Here is a 17,218-nt window from a genome sequence, read left to right as displayed (position 1 = left end):
GTTCGAGGTGGTTTGCATATGAAATATATCGTCAGTTTTTTTAGGCTCTATAATATTTGGTGTTGGTGAGTATAAACCAGCACCAATTTTTTTGAACAAAAAAAATGAGACAGTGACAAAACTCTGGTAAAATGTAATCGCCAAAACACATTTTCCAAAGGAGTTGTGTCACATGTCTCACCATCATTCTATACGAAACCTACTCAATATAAAAGACAAAAATATCACATTTGATGAAAATTTTTGTGCAGAAGAACTCATTAAAGGGGTCCAATCAAAAGTCTTTTATGGCCAATTAACTTACCAACCAAAAGCTTGTTATGCTTGTGGACATGTCTTTGATGTTCAAATCATTAAACACGGTTTTAAAACGTCTCTCATTAAAATGCCTAGCATTTCAGGTTTTCATACCTACTTAAAATTGCGTAAACAGCGTTATTTCTGTAAACATTGTCATTCCACGTTTACTTTAAAAACGAGCGTCGTGGCTAAAAACTGTTGTATTTCCAACAATACCAAAGTATCAATTGCTTTAAACGCCAAAGATAAAATATCCGAAAAAGATATTGCGATGAAACATAATGTTTCTCATGCCACTGTCAGTCGTGTCATTGACAGCTTTTATAGCTACTATCAACCAAATGTTCACTACCTTCCAAAGCATTTGTGTTTTGATGAGTTTAAATCAGTGAAATCCGCAGCTGGAGCGATGTCCTTTATTTTCTGCGACTCTGAAACGGGGGAGATTGTGGATATCGTGGAGGACCGGAGATTACATGTCCTCAAAGAGTATTTCTTACGGTATTCCAAGAAGGCGAGAGATGCGGTAAAAACGATTGTCATCGATATGTACAGCCCTTATATTTCCTTAATCCAAGAAGTTTTCCCTAAAGCGGAAATCATACTCGACAAATTCCATATCCTCCAACTATTTAGCAGAGCTTTAAACAAAACGCGCATCAACGTCATGAATCGGGATAAAAAGAATTACAATAAATTGAAAAAATACTGGAAGCTCCTTCTGAAAGATCAAACAAAACTTGATTATAAGAACTATACATATCATCGTTGCTTTAAAAAGCATATGTGTGAGGTGGAGATTCTCCACTATCTCATTGATTTAGATTCTGAATTAAAAGCGTCCTATGAGTTATATCAATACGTGCAACATTGCATAAAAATCAAAGACTTTGAGCTCCTAAAGAAAACATTAGAGAATAAACAAAATATCGTTTCCAGCTATATGAAAACCGCCATCAAGACAATCAACAAATACATCAATTACGTCGAGAATACGCTAAAGTACGATTATAATAACGGCATTTTAGAAGGGATTAATAACAAAATCAAAGTGATTAAACGCATTTCTTTCGGTTATCGATCCTTCTATCACTTTAGAAACCGAATATTCATTACCCAAAACTTAGCGAAAATAAAAACAGCTTAGGGGAACCTCGAATTTCCCCTAAGCCATCCGATTACATATTACCAAATAATGTCACTAAAATTTATTCACCAACACCATTTGACAAAGAACCTTTTTTTAGTCTGCTCGTTTTGCTGATTAGCGGCGTGCTTTTTTTTCAGTACCAAGTTTATTCCGATCATCGAGAGAGCAAAATAGACGATTTTACTTACACGCAAGAAATTGATATTGTATACAGAGGTCAAAGTTTAGATATTCGTCATCACTTTAGAAATTTACCAAATCAAACGATTTCTATCAACTGGCCAGAACAGGCTGTAAACCCCGATTGTTTTATTGAATCAGAAAATAGCTGCAAACGGTTAAGTGAGGATTTTTCTAAATTCCAAGAAAGTGATATGACAACTCAGTCGATTTCATACATAATACCCCTTGATGGAGGATTAAAACCTAACCAATTAATGAAAGATATTTTTGTGACGTTAGAAAATGGTATTGTATCCTATTCAACAGTACATATTACAACTGAACAATCAATTGCTGGAACATGGGTTACAGGTTTACCTTTAGTTGGTCAGCAATCATTATCCCTTGTGCATTATTCGATGTTTAGCGGCACAGGTCCAGTGAAAGAACTTTATTATGCTGATCATTTACAATTGCAAAGGGAACATGATTTGATTTCTATATATTCGACAAATAAAATCGGAAACGAATTAGTAGAACAGCTAAATAAAGTGAATTTCTTAAATGATGAACACGTCGCGATTGTTCATGGGTCAAATCTTTCGGGTGAACAAGGTGAACGTATTTTGTTTTCTAATAGTTTGTCAATAGAGGCCTTAAAGGAAGAAGTTATATTATCTCAATTACGTACGAAATTTCAGTTTGAAAATGTACCTGCATGGGTAACTGAGGTTGTAGCTTCTTTTTTATCCGATACTGAGATTGGCGGAGAAAAAGCAAAAGAAATAACAATGACTTTAAAAAGTCGATTGACAGCAGAACAACTTGAACTTTGGAAACAAAAGTTACATGGTTTAGAAGGGAAAAAAATCGATGCAGCGCTATTAGATGAACAATTAAGCGAAGTGTTCGCAAACCATACACAATATTTCCAGTCAAACGTCTCGACTGATGGAGTATATCCGCTACTATTCAATGATCTCCGAGAGGTTTATGTAAATGCACATTTAGTAGATGACGTTGAAGTAATTTTTAAAGATGGTCAAGTATTATATTCTGCTGACTCTTTATTACATCATCTCGGTTATGAAACACGAGTTGGAGAAAAAGGTTATTATGTAAATAGTGATATTAGGCAATATCGTTTTCCTTTCAATCATAAATTTTATGTTTATAACCAAAGACGCTACAATACCGTGTCACAACCAATAAAAGTGATAGCAGGTAAGTATTACATTGAAGAGTCTTGGGTGCAAAAGCTATTTTTCGTTGAAATGGATAAAAAGAAAGATTCGATTTCCATAAAAACCATTGACTCTGAACAACAATCGTGAAAGCTTGGTGATGAAAATGCGAGTTGTAGCCGGTGAAAGGAAAGGGATACCGCTAAGAGCGATTGCAGGAACGACTACGAGACCTACAACGGATAAAGTGAAAGAAGCACTTTTTAATATCATCGGGCCTTTTTTCGAAGGTGGAATAGCATTAGATTTATTTGCTGGCAGTGGCGGTCTAGGGATTGAAGCATTAAGTAGAGGGGCGGAACGAGCTATTTTTATTGAGAAAGATCGCCGAGCTGTTCAAATATTGAAAGAAAATATAAAAAAGTGCCGTTACGAAGAGGTTTCTGAAGTGTATTGTACAGATGCAAGTCGTGCTGTAAAGGCACTGCTAAAAAGGGATATTCAAATAGATTATTTATTTGTTGATCCGCCATATAAAAAGCTAGAATATTATGATTACATTTCACTTCTTGTAGAAGGTGGAAAGCTTGCTGACGATGCAATAATCGTTTGTGAACATTCGTCTGAAGTACAATTGCCAGATGCTTACGGACGATATTCATGCATCCGAGATGAAACTTATGGAAATACCATTATTTCAATTTATCGAATGAACTAGGGAGAGGGAGAAATTGTCGCAAAAAATTGCAGTAGTACCGGGAAGTTTTGACCCGATTACGAATGGACATTTAGACATTATTAAACGGGCAGCAGATGTATTTGATTTTGTATATGTTGCTGCATTGAAAAATTCTTCAAAAAATCCGTTGTTTACTATTGAAGAAAGACTTGAGTTGATTGAAAAGGTAACGAAGGATATTCCAAATATTCGCGTTGAAAGTTCTTCTGGATTGCTTGTGGATTATGCGAAGTCTCGAAACGCCATCGCTATTGTTCGAGGTTTAAGAGCAGTATCAGACTTCGAATATGAGATGCAAATAACATCGATGAATCGTTTTTTAGATGAATCGATTGAAACATTTTTCATCATGACTAAAAATCAATATTCCTTCTTAAGTTCTAGTATTGTGAAGGAAGTTGCTCGCTATGGTGGAAGTGTAAAAGGATTAGTACCTTGTGAAGTAGAAGAAGCATTAAAGAAGAAATTTCATCAATAATCGAAAACTCGGCAAGATAAAATGCATCTGCCGAGTTTTCTCTTTTTATAAAGTTATAAAAATAATATAAAATATAGCAACGGAATAATAATCGTGATGAGAACTCTTAATAGAATGTAGGGTTTGAGCGAAATGTTTTCACTTTTTGCGATGACTGCTACTTGCATATGAATGCTTAAACTTTGGATTGATAAGAAAGTAGCCATTAGCAAAGGAAGTATAATTGATTCATCGGCAAAAAACTTATGTGCAATTTTAAGTCCGTTCGTCATTTCTAAAGATGCTGCTGTTAATAGTAGTAGATTTTTATGTATATTTGGCAAAATTGTCTGAATTGTAAACATGACGACGGTATAAATGGTTGTAAAAAAAATGATTGTTGAACCGACGACAAGAACAGTAGGAATACTGTCTTTGATGCTAGAAATGAATGGATTTTCATTTCTTCTAAGGTTGTCTAATTTGATTTCTTGCCGAGGATTGGAACGATGGTAAAAATAATATAACAGCAAAAGGAATAGAGAAACTGTATGATATAAAATTAAATATTGCCAGCTGAAGCGGGTATCATGTAGTAAGTCATGTCCAACAAATCCTAATACGAATAAAGGGCTTGGACCATGACAAATACTTAATAAGCCGTTTGCTTCACTATTTGAAATTTGATTTGTTCTTTTTAAATAGGCAATGGTTGCGGCACCGGTCGGGAAACCACCGAGAGCACTGATGCCATATGTTTTAAAATATAATTTGAATCTAGATAAGGAATTTTCCTTTTCAGGTGTTAAGCGAATAAACCATTGTGTTAAAATCAAATACGGAAGTAAATATGGGAATAAAGCTTCCATGAATAGTTGAAGTCCAAGGTCTGCTCCTTTATGAGCGATTCCTGGAAAAAGTAATAGTAAACAAATGAGTGTTATACATACGAAAAGATATAGTAGTGGAATAAGCCATCAACTCTTTTCAACTTTTGTTTTTTCGATGAACCAAATGCTAAACTAATATATGCACGATTTAATTTTTTTAGTCTTTTTCGAGCTAACATAGGAGGTGCTTTAACTTTTGAAACATTTTATTACGATAATCGTTACGATGTTGTTTTTATTTTTTTTATCTTTTTACAAGCTGGACTACTATATTATGAAACCTGGAAGCTCCTATGATGTTAGCGAATTTGTTACTGTGGAAAATGGGGATTTGGACGATGAAGGAACAATCAGTCTTATGACGGTTGCAATGGGACCAGCGACACCCTTGACATATCTCATCGCAAAGTTTAAAGAGTATGAAGATATTTTGAAAAAAGAGGAAGTTCACCATAAAGAAGAGGATGAACGGGAATATAACGTTCGTCAATTAAAGCTAATGAAGGATTCACAATTTAATGCTATTTACGTCGCTTATAATAAGGCTGGTTTACCGTATACAGTTGATTATCAGGGCATCACTGTTTTAAATGTATTAGCTGGTGGTGCCAGTGATGGGCAATTAGAGCCTGGAGATAAAATCCAAGAAATTGATGGGAATATTATAAAAAAAGCGGAAGATTTAGTTCATATTTTAGAAACGAAAAAAGAAAATGATGTCGTCCAATTAGTGATTCACCGCAATGATAAATTGCTGGATCGCACTATTACATTAAAGGAAATCCCAGCAAGTGATGGGAAGGTTGGTTTAGGGATTACTTATTCCGAAAATAAAACGATTAAAACTGAACCGATGGTAAAAGTGAATGCAGAAGATATTGGAGGACCTTCTGCAGGGTTAATGTTCACTTTAGAAATTCTGAATCAACTGTTAGAAGAAGATATTACAAAGGGATATTTAGTTGCAGGAACCGGAGAAATCCATGAAGACGGCACAGTCGGTCGTATCGGAGGCATTGAAAAGAAAGTTGTTGCAGCTCATGAAGATGGCATGGAAATTTTCTTCGCTCCTGATGATGAAATACCTGAAGAAGTCAAGAAGAATAATCCAGCCATTCTTTCCAATTATGAAGCTGCTGTCAATATCGCAAAAAAATTAAATACCGACATGAAAATCGTGCCGGTAAAAACGATTGACGATGCATTAAATTATTTAGCAAGTCTTCCTGAAAAAAGATAAATCGTAATTCTATAATCGTATTGGCGGAGTTTTATAATCTCCGTCAATTTTCTTTTGTGAAAATAATTCAACGCCTAAAGCATACATTTCAGATGCTCTAATGTCGATTTGAAGCATTTGATCTTTTGCTTGTGCTACTCGGCTAATAATCGGCAACTCTAAATTCTTTTTTCTTTCTGATAAATAAGCTTGTCCATTTTTTGTCATTCCGAGTAAACGAATGTAGGTTGGATGCTTGAATTGATGCAATTCATCTTTCGTTATGCCAGTAAAAATGTGCGTCAGCATTCTTTGCAATCTCGTCCAAGTATACCGCTTTGATTTTATGTCTGACATAAATTGTGAAAAGTTTTCACTATGTTTTACATGTTTGATGAGAGCATATTCAATTCCTTCCGAAACATCTGCAAAGGCTCTCAAGTTTTCTGGATGATAACGCATGATGGCATATTTTAATAGTGGCCAAAAAGCATCCCAGTCAACAAATTTTGAAAATTGTTGCTTCCATTCAACAAGATGGACGTAAGTTGAATTTGGTACGAAATTACGTATCGCTTCAACATTTCTCTTTTGAAATATTTCTTTACGAATACCAGTTGCACTGGCGATTGTCGATGTTTCATTGATTGCATCGTGATAGCCTGCATGCAATCGTTGAATTGTCATTGGTTGAATTGATAAATTGAATTTTTTTGCAGCGGCAATATAGTGATAACCAAGAATGTTATTTGGTTTGGACAAGTCGATGTAATTTTCATTTTTCTTTTGTTTTAATTGTTCATAAGCGTAATATAAGCTTTGTGGATAACTGGTTCCTGTTGATACGTACTTCTTGATGAGCGCATTATATTCTTCATTATGTTCTTCAATTAGATTAGCAGTGTTAATGAAAGGTTCGAGTTTTCCTTCTTCGCTCCCAAATGAAAAAGCATCGCATTGTAATGCGTCAAGGAGAAATATCGCACCTTCAGCAAATACAGGTGCATTAGCTGTGCTATAAACATATGGTAATTCAACAACGATATCGACACCGCTTTGTAAAGCCATTTTTGCTCGATGCCATTTAGAGACAAGAGAAGGTTCACCTCTTTGTAAAAAGGGGCCACTCATAACAGCGACGACTACATCGGCGTTTGTAATCTTTTTAGATTGGGTAACATGATAGTAATGTCCGTTATGAAATGGATTATACTCAACGACTATTCCAACTGCTTTCATAAAAATGCCCCTTTCAAATCATACAATCTTTCTTCTAAAATTATCTCTTTAGTTAATACTGAATTATAGAAGCGTTTTTGTAAAGTGACAAGAAAATATCTTGACATCTATATTACCTCATTATATAATCAACATTGTTGTCTCGGGGTGATTCGTGAATGAAATGGTCAATTCATCAACTTTCGAAGTATCGCCATAAAGGAATGCCGATCGATACAGTTGTGCAATTGGATGAAGTGAAAAAGCGAAATCAAGAAATTCGCGATATTTCACCCGTTCATGTAAAAGGTCACTGTACAATCGGAAGTTCACAAATGACTTGTCAGTTTACTTTGACAGCGACCTTAATACTCCCTTGTGCTCGTACTTGGGAGGATGTTGAATTTCCTATTGAAGTTGAGACGGTAGAAGTCTTTAGCTGGGTTGATCCAGAACTTCGGGGAAATGAAGAAGATGAAGATATCCATTACATAGATGGAGAAGTCATCGATTTGAAGCCAGTCTTAGAAGAAATCATTCTTCTTGAAGTGCCGATGCAAGTATTTAAAGAAGGTACTGAAGGTACTATTAGAGGTGGAAAAGACTGGAGTTATTCAACAGAAAAAGACGTTAGTCAAAAAGTAAATGACGAACCAAAAGTGGATCCAAGACTTGCTGGATTAGCTAAGTTTTTTGATCAATCAAAAACAGATGAATAAATCTGCAAGGAGGTGCCAATCATGGCTGTACCATTTAGAAGAACTTCTAAAACTGCAAAAAGAAAACGCCGTACACATTACAAATTATCAGTACCTGGTATGGTGAATTGTCCAAATTGTGGTGAACCAACTTTATCTCACCATGTATGCAAATCTTGCGGACATTACAAAGGTAAAGAAGTGGTAAGTAAATAATAAGGCGTAGATTCGTTATACGCTGCTTACGAAAGACTATTAGAGTGACCATGGCTCTCTAATAGTCTTTTTTTTGCATTATGTTCATGAAATAGGTAAAAACCAATTGTTGTCAAAATTTAAAACCTTTATTACTATGAAAACATATCGTATTATGTTGAAATAATATCAAAAAGGGGATGTATTCATTGTCTTACCAAATTGAACAAAAGGACGGTATTCTAACTTTTACTATTGATAGAGAAGAAAAGAGAAATGCAGTAAATGACGAAGTAATGAATGGCCTAAAACAAGTAATTAAACATATTAAAGAGAACAGAGATGTGCGATTTTTAGTTGTTACTGGTGCGGGGGATAAAGCGTTTTGTTCTGGTGGAGATTTGACGGAATTTCATAGTTTAAAAACGGCTGAAGAAGCGTTTGGTATGTTAAGCAAAATGGGAAATATATTATATGAACTTGCTACATTGCATGTTCCAACCATTGCCTTAATTAACGGGACAGCCGTTGGGGGTGGTTGTGAAATCGCTACAGCATGTGATTTTCGTTTGGTGGCAAGTCATGCAAAATGCGGATTTATTCAAGGAACGTTGGCAATTACGACCGGATGGGGTGGCGGTACGTATTTATTTGAACGTGGATTGCGTCATGACCGTGCATTAAAAATGCTGATTGATGCGAAGCCATACACTGCTCAGCAATTATATGAAATTGGTTGGGCTATGAGAATATTTGACGGTCCAAAAGAAGAAGCATTGGAAGCGTTTATTGAAGATATGAAAAAAATTCATCCTTCTGTCCATCATGCATATAAAGAGATTGAACTTCGCAAATGGAGAGAGCGAAATATGTATGGACGTGTTATGGAAGAAATCAAACTTTGTGCAAAACTTTGGGAAAGTGAAGATCATGAAAAAGCAGTTGAACGCTTCTTATCAAAATCAAGCAATCATAAATAATACAAAATATTGTCTTCATCAATACTACTGAATAATCGGTTATATCCATTTGAAAATAGGTCGCGACAAAATTTTTATATGTCGCAACCTATTTTTTTCTATGTTCTTTAATTCTATTTACTCTCTTTTTGCATATAGTAGTAAAAAAATGAGAGGTGATAAGTATGGAAGGGAAAAGAAGGAAAGATCAATGGACAGCTGAAGATGACGAAAAATTAGCAGAGATTGTCATCACAGCTGTACAAAATGGAAGAACTCAATTAGAAGCGTTTGCTGAGGCTGCGCAAGTGCTGAATCGAACAAAGCAGGCTTGCGGTTTCCGCTGGAATAAAACATTAAGGCAACAATATGGTCAAATGTTAAATAGTGTTAGAAAACGACCAAAGCAATTAATGCGAAGCCACTTAAAGCTTGCTCTTAATAGTTTTGATGAATTGACAGAAGCATACAATGAATTAGAACTAAAATATCGAGAGCTTCAAACTGAGCATGATAGAGTGCTAAAATGGCTTCAACAAGGTGCAATATTCATCGAACAACAACAGCAAAAACAGCAGCAATAATCGCCATTATTCCTCTTTTTTATCACCATCATCCATCAATCAAGGTAAAGGAAGCTGCAGTTAAATATCGAAAACTTCAAATATTTCCAGTATAATATGAAAAAAAGGGTGTGACACTCTTTCGGTCACACCTTTTTGTCGTTTTCGTTCTTGAAAAAATAAGGATGTACAAACCAGCAAAACAATTAACATCAATTTAATGGAATAAATAAGTTATAAAGAGGGAAGCGCGTATGAATATAGTTATTATTGGTGCAGGTTCTGTCGGAATGTTGATGTCCTCGTTTTTAGCTGAAAAATATGAAGTAACGTTAATAGTTCGAAGGCTAAAACAAGAAGAAGCAATACGAAAACATGGTCTTTATAGAAATAATTTGGATGGAACTATTACGAAGAAATATGTGAATGTTACGACTACATATAATGAAATTGCGACAGCATCTTTAGTAATTGTGGCAGTAAAATATACACATCTGCAAGAAGTTTTCCTGCAACTTCAGAAGCTGCCACAGGACATACCAATTTTATTTGTACAAAACGGTTTAGCTCATTTTGAAGAAGCGCTGAAACTTCCTCAACAGACTATTGGATTTGGCTCATGTCAATTCGGTGCACAAAAGGCAAATGATTATACAGTTATTCATAATGGAATTGGTGTGTTAAAATTAGCAGTTGAAAGGGGAAATGACGAGGTTTTTCAATTGTTACGCGGGATAGAAAGCGAATTGTTTCCTTTACAATTTGTCGATGATGCTGAAAAAATGCTTTTTGAGAAGGCGTTATATAATTGTTTTATCAACCCCTTGACAGCTGTGTTGCAAGTAAAAAACGGCGAATTAATCAACAATATTCATGCAAAAAAATTGTTAAAAGATTTATATGAAGAATTAATGAATGCTTTCCCTGAACAAAGAATGATTGTCTCATTTGAAGATGTTGTTTCGTTGTGCGAAAAAACAGCTTCTAACACTTCTTCGATGTTACAAGATCGATTAATGAATAAGAAAACAGAAGTGGAATCGATTGTCGGAGCAATCATAAAAAAAGCAGAATTAAAAGGTAAAAGCTTACCGACTTTAAAAACGTTATATCATTTAGTGTTGTCACTAGAGGGTGAAAAAACGTGAAATTAGTTTTAACATACATTTTTGGCACCCTAATTTTATTGCCAATGACTGCCTTCATTATTTCATTTTTTTTATTTCGGAAATACTTGAAAAAACAGGCGGACAGTAGTTTTAGTTTAGCAGCAGATATCACGACCTTTTTTTTATTTTTCTCCGTCACCCTCTCCATTGCAACCCTATGGAACTCTACAATAAGTATTGTAGCCGTTGTAATTTCCATATTGATTGCGATGTTGATGACTTATAAAGAATGGAAAAGGAAAAAAGAAATTAAAGTATTTCCTTTATTGAGAAGAATATGGCGCATGCAATTTTTATATTTAATTTTCATCTATACAATTGTTTGGATTGTAGGCATTATTCAAAGTATTATATTTTTTATTACATAGATTGAGCCATTTTCTTTTCAGACAATGTTTCAAAGATTACAATATAACAGGAATAAATATTTACTTTCAATGAAATGAACGTATTGAGTTAAGTAGAGGAGTAGTAATATGAAACTGGAAAAATTATCACCAGTTAACAATCAATTGTTATCTGATTATTGGGCGGAAAGTGAACATTTGCTCTCATTTTATCAATATCCATATAAAGATGAATCATTTCGAGTACGAGCTCATTATTTGAGAGAACAAGCGTATAATCGAAAAAGTTTATGTAACGTTATTTATCAGTATATGGAGCCTTTTGGCATTTCAGAAAAATCAATGGAGAATCTAAAAAAATTAGAAAAAGGTGCGTTGGCAGTTGTTGGTGGTCAACAAGCGGGATTGTTGACGGGTCCGCTTTATTCTGTTAATAAAGCAATTAGTGTTATTTTGCTATCGAAAGAACAAAGTGAAAAACTAGGTATTGATGTCGTACCGATTTTTTGGATTGCGGGTGAAGACCACGATATTTTAGAAATTAATCATACTTATACGATTGTCGATGGATTGCCAAAAAAGAAAATTTTTGACGTAGCTCCTCGCAAAAAGACAATTGCTTCCGAAACTCGGTTTGATCATTCGTTAATGAAAGATTATATTGATGAAATTTTTAAAGATTATGGTGAAACGGAATACACGCATGATCTCTATCATTCGGTACTGCGACATATGAATGACAGTGAAACATTTACTGATTTCTTCGCTCGTTTAATGAATGATTTATTTAAAGATGAAGGACTGCTAATGATCGATTCGGCGTTTCTACCATTTCGACAATATCAAACCACTTTTTTCCAGCGAATCATCGAAAAAAATGAGGAGATTAGTTTAGCAGTAATTGAAAAGGAACGATTATTAGAAAAGAGAGGGTATGGTACTCCGATTGTTGCAACGGAGGAAAATGCGAACCTCTTTTATGTGCGAAATGGAGAACGATTTTTACTCGAAAGAAAGAATGGCTTATTTGTTAATTCGGCTGCAAACGTAAAATTTACCCTTGAAGAACTTTTACAAATTGCTGAACAATCACCAGAACAACTAAGTAATAATGTGGTAACGAGACCTTTAATGCAAGAAATGTGTTTGCCAGTATTGGCTTTTGTGGCTGGTCCTGGAGAACTTCATTATTGGGCGGCTTTAAAAGATGCATTTGAAGTATTAGACTTACAAATGCCGATTTTAGCCCCAAGGTTAAATATTACTTTTATTACTCGTCGTGTAGAACAACTGCTTTTTGAATATCAACTAACTTTTGAAGATGTTGTGGCTGGTGAAGTGCAAAAAATAATGAAACAATTTATTCAGGATATTCAAGAGGTTGAAGCAGAGGAAAAAATTCAGCGAATCAGAAAGATGTTAGACGAGCAATATGATGAGTTATTACAACTATTGAATGCGAAACAGCTCCATTTGGAAAGGATATTAGAAAGAAATAAGAATTACCACAATATGCAACTTGATTATTTAAGTCAAAAAATCGAACAAGAAGTCTTACTAAAACATCATCACACGATTCGCCGGTTGAATACAATTGTAAGTGAGTTGTATCCAAACAACAATTTCCAAGAACGTGTATTTAACCCATATCAATATTTAAATCTTTATGGCTTTAGTCTTATTACACACTTATTACAATTACCAATGAAAATTGGGAATTATCATTATTTGATAAAATTATAGCGTTTTTTCTATTTTTTTTAGAGCTATCTCGTAGGAGATAGCTTTTTTAATTCTTTTTTCTTATACACAGCTCTGTTTACGGAGTACAATTGGCATAATTTGTGAAAAGTTTACAAACTATGCGAAGAAATATGTGGTGGAAAGTGGGGGAATGTGGTACATTATTTACTAAAGTGGGGTGAGTAGCATGTTCATGGGAGAATATCAACATACTGTTGATGCCAAAGGACGTTTAATCATACCATCAAAATTCCGTGAATTATTAGGAAATACTTTTGTCATTACACGGGGGCTTGATAACTGTCTTTTTGGTTATCCTATGAACGAATGGCGAAAGCTCGAAGAAAAACTGAAAGACTTGCCAATGACGAAAAAAGATGCAAGAGCATTTGCTAGGTTCTTCTTTTCTGGGGCTACCGAAGTTGAATTAGACAAACAAGGGCGCATTAACATCCCTTCGAATCTTGCTACTTACGCAAAACTTGAAAAAGAATGTGTTATTTTAGGTGTTTCAACTAAGATTGAAATATGGTCTAAAGAACTTTGGGAAGAATATTTCAACGAAGCAGAGGAATCTTTCAATGATATTGCAGAAAATCTTATTGGCTTTGACTTCTAGCGAATACATCGATGAAGGAGCAATCATTTCATGTTTGATCACACAACTGTACTATTAAAAGAAACTGTCGATGGCTTAAATATTCATCCAGACGGAATATATGTGGATTGTACATTAGGTGGTGCTGGTCATAGCGAGTACTTAGTTCAACAACTTTCTAGCAATGGTAGACTAATATGTTTTGATCAAGACTTAACTGCCATTGAACATGCGAAAAAACGTTTGGAAAATTATAAGGATAGAGTGAATTTTGTTCATTCCAATTTCAGGTATATAAAACAGGAATTGGATAAACTTAATATTCAGAAAGTTGATGGTATTCTCTATGATTTAGGAGTTTCCTCACCCCAATTAGATACTCCGGAAAGAGGATTTAGTTACCAGCACGATGCTCCTTTAGATATGCGAATGGATCAAACTCAAGAACTAACTGCCTACCATATTGTAAATGAATGGCCATATGAAGATTTAGTGCGTATTTTTTTCCGTTATGGGGAAGAACAATTTTCAAAGCAAATTGCTCGAAAAATTGAAATGGCAAGAAAAAAAGCACCCATTGAAACAACAGGACAGCTTGTCGATTTAATTAAAGAGGGCATTCCAGCATCTCGTCGTCGTACAGGTGGACATCCAGCAAAGCGAGTTTTCCAAGCAATTCGCATTGCAGTGAATGATGAATTAGGGGCGATTGAAGAGTCGCTGACAGATGCCATTGATTTATTACGTATTGGCGGTCGGATAAGCGTTATCACATTCCACTCTTTGGAAGATCGCATAGTTAAAACAATATTTAAAGAGGCTTCATCATTACCAGAATTACCTCCAGGTTTACCAATCGTACCAGATGAATTCCAACCGGTATTAAAAAATATTACGAAAAAGCCGATTGTTCCATCGGAGGAAGAGTTGTTGGCAAACAATCGAGCGAGATCAGCAAAATTACGTATCGCTGAAAAAATTCATGAAAAAGGGCGTGGCTAAATGGCAGTTCGGGTTAGGCAACCATTATATTATCAACAACAAGAAGTACCCTATCAACAACCCACCAATCAACCAAATATAAGGCAAGTAAAAAAGAAGCAACGTAAAATCATTACAGCAAGGGAAAAGTTTTTATATATCGCATTTGTTATAGTTGTTGCAACTTTATCTGTATTCGTATTACATAAACAAAGCTCAATTCAAAAAACAACGATTGAAATACAAAAAATTGAAAGAGAAATCGCAGAAATTGAAAAAGAAAATGCGGATTTAAAAGTACAGGTTAGCGAATTATCAACATATGAAAGAATTTGGGAAAAAGCCAATTCACTCGGTTTAACTCTTAAAGAAGATAACGTAAAGGTAGTGCCGGGAGAATGAAGAAAAAGAAATTTCGTTTTCAATGGGGAGCCTTTCTAATGTTTTTATTATATGGAGGGCTCTTTTTTGCATTATTCTTAAGGATTACTTACATCCAAATTACTGGACAAGTTGAAGGAGAAGAATTAAAGGCAAGGGCTGCAGCATTGTACCAAAAGGAAGCGGTGATTACTGCTGAACGCGGAAAAATATTAGATCGGAATGGAAATGTAATAGCAGAAGATACGTTAAGCTATCGACTAATCGCCGTTGTCAATCCAGTTGCAACAACAAACCCAAATAACCCACAACATGTTGTAAATCCTAAAAAAACAGCTGAAATATTAGCAAATTATATTGATATGGATGAATCGACTATTTATAAGATATTAACAAAACGAAGGCCGAATGGTGGATATTATTATCAAGTTGAATTCGGTTCTGCAGGAAGAGGAATCAGTCACGAAATCAAAACGAAAATTGAAAAGGAAAAATTACCTGGTATTAAATTTGTAAGTGATACGAAGCGATATTATCCAAACGGTATTTTTGCATCCCATTTAATTGGTTTTACGCAAAGAGAAAAGCAAGAGGATGGAACGTTTATTCCTGTAGGGAAAATGGGATTAGAATTGATTTACAATGAACAATTAACTGGAGAAAACGGGAAAATTGAATATGAAAGCGATGCATTTCACTATTTATTGCCAAACAGAGATAAGATGGTACAACCAGCGAAAAATGGTGACAATATTTATTTAACAATTGATAAAACAATTCAAAACTTCTTGGAAGATGCGATGACAAATGTGGACCGAGAATATAATCCTGACTCGATGGTTGGCCTTGTAGTGGATGCAAAAACAGGGGAAATTCTTGCATTGTCTCAACGTCCTACATTCGATCCTGAAACTAGAATTGGTTTGGAAAACAACTGGTTAAACTACGTGACACAAGAAGTAATTGAACCCGGGTCCACAATGAAAACATTTACTTTAGCTGCTGCAATTGAGACAGGCAATTGGCATCCGAATGCTACGTATCAATCTGGTTCTTATAGGGTGTTGGACAGAACGATTCGTGACCACAATATTCATGGTTGGGGAAGAATTACTTATTTAGAAGGTTTCCAACGTTCATCCAACACTGCGATGGCCAATTTACTAGAACTAATGGGCAATGATACTTTTATTGATTATTTAGAAGCCTTTGGATTCGGGAAAAAAACAGGCATTGATTTGCCGGGAGAAGTAACAGGAACAATTTTAACCCGATATCCAATTAACTATGTAACAACTTCATTCGGACAAGGTTCTACTGTGACGCCGATACAGCTAGTGCAAGCCATGACAGCCATTACGAATGATGGCGTTATGATGCAACCATATGTTATAGATAAAATTGTGGATTCTTCCACAGGAAAAGTGATTGAAAATCATCAACCGAAAGAAAAAGGAAAACCGATTTCTGCAAGCACAGCGAAACAAGTAAGAGCAATTTTGGCTTCTACCGTTACTTCGGAAGTAGGTACTGCGAGAAACTATAAAATTGATGGATATGAAGTTGCGGGGAAAACAGGTACAGCTCAAATACCGAATCCAAATGGAAGAGGCTATTTATATGGAAAAAACAATTATTTATATTCCTTCTTAGGTTTTGCCCCTGTTGATGATCCACAATTGATTGTTTATGTAGCAGTGAAAAGACCAAAACTTAAAGGAACTGAAATTGGTTCTGAACCGGTGGAAAAAGTATTTAAGCCTGTAATGGAAAATAGCTTAAAATATTTAAACATTAATCCAGAAGATGCGAAACCTGTAGAGAAAATAACGATAGGGAACTATATTGGGAAAAAAGCTGCGAACTTAAAACAAGAATTAGAGAGTCAAGGTTTAAAAACAATTATCATTGGTGAAGGCGGAGAAATTATTGACCAATATCCGAAAGAAGGAGTTTCGATGGTAAAAGATAGCATCGTCTTTTTAAAAACGGATGGCGTTGTGACATTGCCTTCTTTTGAAAATTGGTCATTGAGAAATTTACTAATCTATAAAGCGATGTCCGGTATAAACATTGAAATCGTAGGAGAAGGCTATGTAGAAAGCCAAAGTGTATCAGAAAATACAATAATTACTGATTCCTCCCCGATCGTTGTTAAATTAAAAACTCCTGAAGAATTATTCTTAATAAGTGGTGAGGAATCTGAGGAATTGCCCCAAGATTAGCTTAGCTTTTGAATAGATGAGAAGTTCGTTTCATACCTTG

18 protein-coding genes are annotated in these 17,218 nt (G+C 35.0%); 16 read left to right on the top strand and 2 right to left on the bottom strand.

The features are described 5' to 3' along the window. Positions 1-172 precede the first annotated feature (172 nt). From NSU17_RS03520 to coaD, 4 genes are all read left to right on the top strand, one after another. Entirely contained in the window at positions 173-1,447 is a 1,275-nt protein-coding gene (locus NSU17_RS03520; RefSeq protein ID WP_340704291.1) for an ISL3 family transposase, read from the top strand. 125 nt (positions 1,448-1,572) lie between these two features. After that, positions 1,573-2,946 carry an RNA polymerase II gene (locus NSU17_RS03515; RefSeq protein WP_340704290.1) on the top strand — a complete coding sequence of 458 codons (1,374 nt, stop codon included), beginning with the start codon at positions 1,573-1,575 and terminating at the stop codon, positions 2,944-2,946. Between the two features lie 16 nt (positions 2,947-2,962). Then, positions 2,963-3,514: a 16S rRNA (guanine(966)-N(2))-methyltransferase RsmD gene (rsmD, locus tag NSU17_RS03510; RefSeq protein WP_340433081.1), complete on the top strand. Its 552-nt coding sequence runs from the start codon at positions 2,963-2,965 to the stop codon at positions 3,512-3,514. A 13-nt stretch (positions 3,515-3,527) separates the two neighbouring features. Next, positions 3,528-4,013, top strand: a complete 486-nt coding sequence (coaD, locus tag NSU17_RS03505; protein ID WP_340433024.1) for a pantetheine-phosphate adenylyltransferase — start codon at positions 3,528-3,530, stop codon at positions 4,011-4,013. 53 nt (positions 4,014-4,066) lie between these two features. Here the strand turns inward: coaD and NSU17_RS03500 are convergent, their stop codons facing one another. Continuing rightward, positions 4,067-4,861, bottom strand: a complete 795-nt coding sequence (locus tag NSU17_RS03500) for a hypothetical protein (RefSeq protein WP_340704289.1) — start codon at positions 4,859-4,861, stop codon at positions 4,067-4,069. A gap of 217 nt (positions 4,862-5,078) precedes the next feature. Here NSU17_RS03500 and NSU17_RS03495 point away from each other — a divergent pair, with 217 nt between their 5' ends. Continuing rightward, positions 5,079-6,122, top strand: coding sequence for a SepM family pheromone-processing serine protease (locus tag NSU17_RS03495; RefSeq protein WP_340704288.1), 1,044 nt, complete (start codon positions 5,079-5,081; stop codon positions 6,120-6,122). A gap of 9 nt (positions 6,123-6,131) precedes the next feature. Here the strand turns inward: NSU17_RS03495 and NSU17_RS03490 are convergent, their stop codons facing one another. After that, positions 6,132-7,340 (bottom strand): nucleotidyltransferase, encoded by a 1,209-nt coding sequence (locus tag NSU17_RS03490; RefSeq protein ID WP_340704287.1) that lies wholly within the window; start codon positions 7,338-7,340, stop codon positions 6,132-6,134. A gap of 158 nt (positions 7,341-7,498) precedes the next feature. Between NSU17_RS03490 and NSU17_RS03485 the strand changes: the two genes are divergently transcribed. The 11 genes from NSU17_RS03485 to NSU17_RS03435 all read left to right on the top strand — a co-directional run bounded on the left by NSU17_RS03485 (position 7,499) and on the right by NSU17_RS03435 (position 17,178). Next, positions 7,499-8,038, top strand: a complete 540-nt coding sequence (locus NSU17_RS03485) for a YceD family protein (RefSeq protein WP_340704286.1) — start codon at positions 7,499-7,501, stop codon at positions 8,036-8,038. 21 nt (positions 8,039-8,059) lie between these two features. After that, a complete protein-coding gene (gene rpmF / locus NSU17_RS03480; RefSeq protein WP_016837519.1) occupies positions 8,060-8,233 on the top strand; it encodes a 50S ribosomal protein L32 in 174 nt (57 codons plus the stop codon). A gap of 188 nt (positions 8,234-8,421) precedes the next feature. Continuing rightward, complete coding sequence (locus NSU17_RS03475; protein ID WP_016837518.1) at positions 8,422-9,192, top strand: enoyl-CoA hydratase/isomerase family protein; 771 nt, start codon at positions 8,422-8,424, stop codon at positions 9,190-9,192. Positions 9,193-9,356: 164 nt separating this feature from the next. After that, positions 9,357-9,755, top strand: a complete 399-nt coding sequence (locus NSU17_RS03470; RefSeq protein ID WP_016837517.1) for a transcriptional regulator — start codon at positions 9,357-9,359, stop codon at positions 9,753-9,755. A 233-nt stretch (positions 9,756-9,988) separates the two neighbouring features. Beyond that, positions 9,989-10,882, top strand: coding sequence for a ketopantoate reductase family protein (locus NSU17_RS03465; protein WP_340433033.1), 894 nt, complete (start codon positions 9,989-9,991; stop codon positions 10,880-10,882). Further along, positions 10,879-11,271, top strand: a complete 393-nt coding sequence (locus NSU17_RS03460) for a DUF3397 family protein (protein WP_340704285.1) — start codon at positions 10,879-10,881, stop codon at positions 11,269-11,271. Before NSU17_RS03465 ends, NSU17_RS03460 begins: the two co-directional genes overlap by 4 nt. A gap of 108 nt (positions 11,272-11,379) precedes the next feature. Beyond that, entirely contained in the window at positions 11,380-12,993 is a 1,614-nt protein-coding gene (gene bshC, locus NSU17_RS03455; RefSeq protein WP_340704284.1) for a bacillithiol biosynthesis cysteine-adding enzyme BshC, read from the top strand. 187 nt (positions 12,994-13,180) lie between these two features. Then, the gene (gene mraZ / locus NSU17_RS03450) at positions 13,181-13,612 is read left to right on the top strand and encodes a division/cell wall cluster transcriptional repressor MraZ (RefSeq protein ID WP_016837513.1); all 432 of its coding nucleotides are present in this window, start codon (positions 13,181-13,183) and stop codon (positions 13,610-13,612) included. A 30-nt stretch (positions 13,613-13,642) separates the two neighbouring features. Next, complete coding sequence (rsmH, locus tag NSU17_RS03445) at positions 13,643-14,593, top strand: 16S rRNA (cytosine(1402)-N(4))-methyltransferase RsmH (RefSeq protein WP_096550590.1); 951 nt, start codon at positions 13,643-13,645, stop codon at positions 14,591-14,593. Beyond that, positions 14,594-14,974 carry a cell division protein FtsL gene (gene ftsL, locus NSU17_RS03440; RefSeq protein WP_340704283.1) on the top strand — a complete coding sequence of 127 codons (381 nt, stop codon included), beginning with the start codon at positions 14,594-14,596 and terminating at the stop codon, positions 14,972-14,974. Further along, positions 14,971-17,178 (top strand): penicillin-binding transpeptidase domain-containing protein, encoded by a 2,208-nt coding sequence (locus tag NSU17_RS03435; RefSeq protein WP_445684067.1) that lies wholly within the window; start codon positions 14,971-14,973, stop codon positions 17,176-17,178. Before ftsL ends, NSU17_RS03435 begins: the two co-directional genes overlap by 4 nt. Positions 17,179-17,218: the final 40 nt, after the last annotated feature.

It is taken from the genome of Ureibacillus sp. FSL K6-2830, assembly GCF_038004145.1.
In the GTDB taxonomy this organism is placed as follows: Bacteria; Bacillota; Bacilli; order Bacillales_A; family Planococcaceae; genus Ureibacillus; species Ureibacillus thermosphaericus.
The sequence above is the reverse complement of the archived record's forward strand: the minus strand, read 5'-3'. Positions and strand labels throughout refer to the sequence as shown.

Excerpts from the sequence above, each read along its gene's own strand:
- rsmH (WP_096550590.1), top strand. The coding sequence starts at position 13,643 with ATGTTTGATCACACAACTGTACTATTAAAAGAAACTGTCGATGGCTTA.
- NSU17_RS03485 (WP_340704286.1), top strand. The coding sequence starts at position 7,499 with ATGAAATGGTCAATTCATCAACTTTCGAAGTATCGCCATAAAGGAATG.
- NSU17_RS03470 (WP_016837517.1), top strand. The coding sequence starts at position 9,357 with ATGGAAGGGAAAAGAAGGAAAGATCAATGGACAGCTGAAGATGACGAA.
- rsmD (WP_340433081.1), top strand. The coding sequence starts at position 2,963 with ATGCGAGTTGTAGCCGGTGAAAGGAAAGGGATACCGCTAAGAGCGATT.
- NSU17_RS03520 (WP_340704291.1), top strand. The coding sequence starts at position 173 with ATGTCTCACCATCATTCTATACGAAACCTACTCAATATAAAAGACAAA.
- ftsL (WP_340704283.1), top strand. The coding sequence starts at position 14,594 with ATGGCAGTTCGGGTTAGGCAACCATTATATTATCAACAACAAGAAGTA.
- bshC (WP_340704284.1), top strand. The coding sequence starts at position 11,380 with ATGAAACTGGAAAAATTATCACCAGTTAACAATCAATTGTTATCTGAT.
- NSU17_RS03500 (WP_340704289.1), bottom strand. The coding sequence starts at position 4,861 with ATGGAAGCTTTATTCCCATATTTACTTCCGTATTTGATTTTAACACAA.
- NSU17_RS03435 (WP_445684067.1), top strand. The coding sequence starts at position 14,971 with ATGAAGAAAAAGAAATTTCGTTTTCAATGGGGAGCCTTTCTAATGTTT.
- mraZ (WP_016837513.1), top strand. The coding sequence starts at position 13,181 with ATGTTCATGGGAGAATATCAACATACTGTTGATGCCAAAGGACGTTTA.
- NSU17_RS03465 (WP_340433033.1), top strand. The coding sequence starts at position 9,989 with ATGAATATAGTTATTATTGGTGCAGGTTCTGTCGGAATGTTGATGTCC.
- NSU17_RS03490 (WP_340704287.1), bottom strand. The coding sequence starts at position 7,340 with ATGAAAGCAGTTGGAATAGTCGTTGAGTATAATCCATTTCATAACGGA.
- rpmF (WP_016837519.1), top strand. The coding sequence starts at position 8,060 with ATGGCTGTACCATTTAGAAGAACTTCTAAAACTGCAAAAAGAAAACGC.